Origin of the sequence: Pseudomonas folii (genome assembly GCF_014357575.1) — a bacterium.
Lineage (GTDB): Bacteria > Pseudomonadota > Gammaproteobacteria > Pseudomonadales > Pseudomonadaceae > Aquipseudomonas > Aquipseudomonas folii.
Genome location: NZ_JACONW010000262.1, coordinates 1 through 3754, shown reverse-complemented (window position 1 = coordinate 3754; position 3754 = coordinate 1). Strand labels below are relative to the sequence as shown.

Below are 3754 nucleotides of genomic sequence, written 5' to 3'. Positions count from 1 at the left end.
AGAGATTCAATGTGGGGGACGACGTGGGACCGGCTTTAGCCGGGAAGGCGGCATTTCAGCCAATGAATATGTTGCGGTCGTTCCGGCCTCTTCCCGGCTAAAGCCGGTCCCACGTCGTCACATCCGCTTGCGTGCTATCAAAAAAATTCCCACGTGTTCGGGCAAGCAGCCAGATGTTTACCCAAAAAAAAGCCCGCAGCGACAGCGGGCTTTTTCTTATACGGCATCAGACACCCTTAGATAGGGCGGCTACCGTATTTGTTATCCGGCTTCTTGGGCGGATCGGCGACCACGTTGGCTTCCACTTCCTGCACCTTGCCACCACGGGCGAGGAACTCTTCCATGGCGCGGGCCAGAGCATCACGCTCTTTGTTCTTGGCTTCAACGCTAGGCAGTTCATCAACCGAGACAGCGGCCTTGGCCTTGCCTTTGGTTGGCGTTACCGTAGCTTCCGCACCGTCATCGGCCTCAGCGCCGTCGTCTTCGGGAGCAGCCGCAAGCTCCTCACCGTCCTCTTCACCTTCCAGATCATCAACCAGATCGTCGTTGTCATCGTCGCTCATGTTCTACCTCATGACTTGCGAAAGCAGATTAGTTATAGCCCAGCTGCGTACGTTTACGAATGCTGCCGGAAGAAATTCAACATCCGCTGCAAAACAGCGGTTATGCCTGTTCACCCTGAAGGGTGGCGAGGACGTTGCGAGCACCGCCAGCATCACGATGCTCACCCAGATAAACACCTTGCCAGGTGCCCAGCGCCAATCGACCCGCCGAAACCGGCAATACCAACTGGCAGCCTAGCAAACTGGCCTTGAAATGCGCCGGCAGATCGTCAGGGCCTTCGTCCTCATGTTCAAAGCCGTGGGTGCCTTGTGGCACCAGACGGTTGAAAAAGCGCTCGAAGTCACGACGCACAGCCGGGTCGGCGTTCTCGTTGATAGTCAACGAAGCCGAGGTATGCTGCAGCCACAAATGCAGCAACCCGACTCGGCACCCCCGCAGCTCGGGCAAGCCTGCAAGGATTTCGTCGGTTACCAGATGAAACCCGCGTGGCCTCGCCCGCAGGGTAATTCTGGTTTGTTGCCACATACAGTTCTCCGCATATTCGGCGCGCATTCTAACGCGCTGGTAGAAAAAGCAAAGCGCGCAATAATCCGTCTTTCGTGTAAGCCATCAACGCTTGTTCGCCAACTTGTCGAGTCTCTCTGCAAACTGTCAGGAATGCCCCTTGCAAAGCGACTCATGTGTTGGGTGAGAGGTTTTAACCAAGCAATCTATCGACAAACTCCAGACAAAAAAATGCCCGGTAAACCGGGCATTTTTTACAGTGGCTTACAAGTTGTAGCCACGCTCGTTGTGTTGCGCAAGGTCGAGGCCTACAGCTTCTTCCTCTTCGGTTACACGCAGGCCCATGACCGCGTCCAGCACCTTGAGGATGATGAAGGTCACGATCGCGGTGTAGATGATCGTGAAGCCGACGCCTTTGCACTGAATCCAGACTTGAGCCGCGATGTCAGTCACGGTGCCGAAGCCGCCCAGAGCAGGGGCTGCGAACACGCCAGTCAGGATGGCGCCGATGATGCCGCCGATGCCGTGAACGCCGAAAGCATCCAGGGAGTCGTCGTAGCCCAGCTTGCGCTTGAGGCTGGTGGCGCAGAAGAAGCAGATCACGCCTGCAGCCAGACCGATGATCAGAGCGCCCATTGGGCCTACAGTACCTGCGGCCGGAGTGATGGCAACCAGGCCAGCAACTACGCCCGAAGCGATACCCAGTGCGCTTGGCTTACCGTGGGTCAGCCACTCGGCGAACATCCAGCCCAGTGCAGCAGCGGCGGTCGCGATCTGAGTAACCAGCATCGCCATGCCTGCAGTGCCGTTGGCAGCGGCAGCGGAACCGGCGTTGAAGCCGAACCAGCCTACCCAGAGCATTGCCGCGCCGATCAGGGTGTAACCCAGATTGTGCGGAGCCATTGGAGTGGTAGGGAAGCCTTTACGCTTGCCCAGTACCAGACACGCAACCAGACCCGCCACACCCGCGTTGATGTGAACAACGGTGCCGCCTGCGAAGTCCAGGACTCCCCAGTCCCACATCAGGCCGCCGACGCCGCCCCAGACCATGTGCGCGATTGGCGCGTAAACCAGAGTGAACCAGATAGCCATGAAGATCAGCATCGCGGAGAACTTCATGCGTTCTGCGAAAGCACCAACGATCAGGGCTGGAGTGATGATGGCAAACGTCATCTGGAAGGTGACGAACACCGCTTCAGGGAACAGTGCCGCAGCGCCCGTGATACTGGATGGCGTGATGCCTGCCAGGAACGCTTTGCCCATGCCGCCGAAGAAGGAGTTGAAGTTGACGACGCCTGCTTCCATACCGGTAGTGTCGAACGCAATGCTGTAGCCGTAAACGACCCACAGGATGCTGATCAGGCCGGTGATGGCGAAACACTGCATCATCACAGAAAGAATGTTTTTCGAGCGGACCATGCCGCCGTAGAACAGCGCAAGACCAGGAATGGTCATGAACAGCACCAAGGCTGTCGAGGTCAGCATCCAGGCGGTGTCGCCTGAGTTGAGTACTGGGGCTGCCACTTCGTCTGCCGCCATGGCCAAGCCAGGGGTTACGAGGGACAACAGGGCTCCTAGCCCTGCGAATTGACGCAGAGTCATATTGTTTTCTCCTGGGGCGTGGGTTGGCGGCTTAGATTGCGTCGGTATCGGTTTCGCCGGTACGGATGCGAATTGCCTGTTCCAGATTCACAACAAAGATCTTGCCGTCACCAATCTTGCCGGTGTTGGCTGCTTTGGTTATCGCCTCGATAACGCGATCCAGATCCTTATCGTCAATGGCAACATCGATCTTCACCTTGGGAAGGAAGTCGACTACATATTCCGCACCGCGATACAACTCGGTGTGGCCTTTCTGACGTCCGAAGCCTTTGACTTCAGTAACGGTGATGCCCTGCACGCCGATTTCGGACAGCGACTCGCGCACGTCGTCCAGTTTGAACGGCTTGATGATGGCAGTGACTAGCTTCATGAAACTTTCTCCCGAATTGGTGGACTTGCCCCAGGAAAACAAACCCGACTCAAGTCTAAGCGCAGTGCCTGGCTTTGTAACGCATCGGTCGCCTGAAGGAGGTCCGACCAACCCCAGAAAACCGCTTTTGACGAAACATTCCCCGCTCCGCCTGCCGCACTGTAATCGTCAACGCGACTGCATCAGTGCATGGGTCATCAGCGACTAAGCAGAAAGCTTGCCATCTCCTGATTTTTCATTGAATACAGGCCCTTGATCCCTGTTTCAGGCGCCGGAGCCGCCTCGCAAAGTGCCTTGGCGCACAACTAAAGTGCGTCCGTGCACGCGCTGGTGCGCCATTATCGTGCGTCGGCCTTCGCTGGAAATGACTATAGACGCTCCGTGCTACACTGCCGCTTATCTGAAACCGGAGGTAGACATGCTCGCGCCCAAAGCTTTTCTCGATGCCCTGAGCGGCCACGCCTCGCGCTTGTTCAATGGCGAAACGCCGATTCCGCGTAACGAGTTTGAAACCCAGTTCAAAGCTCTGCTGCAAAGCGGCTTCAGCAAACTGGATCTGGTCAGCCGGGAAGAATTCGACAGCCAGATGGCCGTCCTCGCCCGCACCCGTGCCCGCCTCGAAGCGCTGGAAGCGAAAGTCGCCGAGATGGAAGCGAAATCGAATCCACCTGCGGGTGAATAAATAGCGTCGCGTTGCAGACGTGGGACCGGCTT

General features: G+C 57.2%; 5 protein-coding genes. 1 reads left to right on the top strand and 4 read right to left on the bottom strand.

Annotation, left to right across the window (positions count from 1 at the left end):
• Nucleotides 1-236: 236 nt before the first annotated feature.
• The 4 genes from sutA to glnK form a co-directional block, all read right to left on the bottom strand.
• Nucleotides 237-563: a transcriptional regulator SutA gene (gene sutA, locus H8S59_RS26390; protein WP_187523316.1), complete on the bottom strand. Its 327-nt coding sequence runs from the start codon at nt 561-563 to the stop codon at nt 237-239.
• A gap of 100 nt (nt 564-663) precedes the next feature.
• A complete protein-coding gene (locus H8S59_RS26385; RefSeq protein ID WP_187523315.1) occupies nt 664-1089 on the bottom strand; it encodes a secondary thiamine-phosphate synthase enzyme YjbQ in 426 nt (141 codons plus the stop codon).
• A gap of 243 nt (nt 1090-1332) precedes the next feature.
• Nucleotides 1333-2670: an ammonium transporter gene (locus tag H8S59_RS26380; RefSeq protein ID WP_027899841.1), complete on the bottom strand. Its 1338-nt coding sequence runs from the start codon at nt 2668-2670 to the stop codon at nt 1333-1335.
• Nucleotides 2671-2701: 31 nt separating this feature from the next.
• Nucleotides 2702-3040: a P-II family nitrogen regulator gene (gene glnK, locus H8S59_RS26375; RefSeq protein WP_002555808.1), complete on the bottom strand. Its 339-nt coding sequence runs from the start codon at nt 3038-3040 to the stop codon at nt 2702-2704.
• Between the two features lie 418 nt (nt 3041-3458).
• Between glnK and H8S59_RS26370 the strand changes: the two genes are divergently transcribed.
• A complete protein-coding gene (locus H8S59_RS26370; protein WP_095093237.1) occupies nt 3459-3722 on the top strand; it encodes an accessory factor UbiK family protein in 264 nt (87 codons plus the stop codon).
• The last annotated feature ends 32 nt before the right edge of the window (nt 3723-3754 follow it).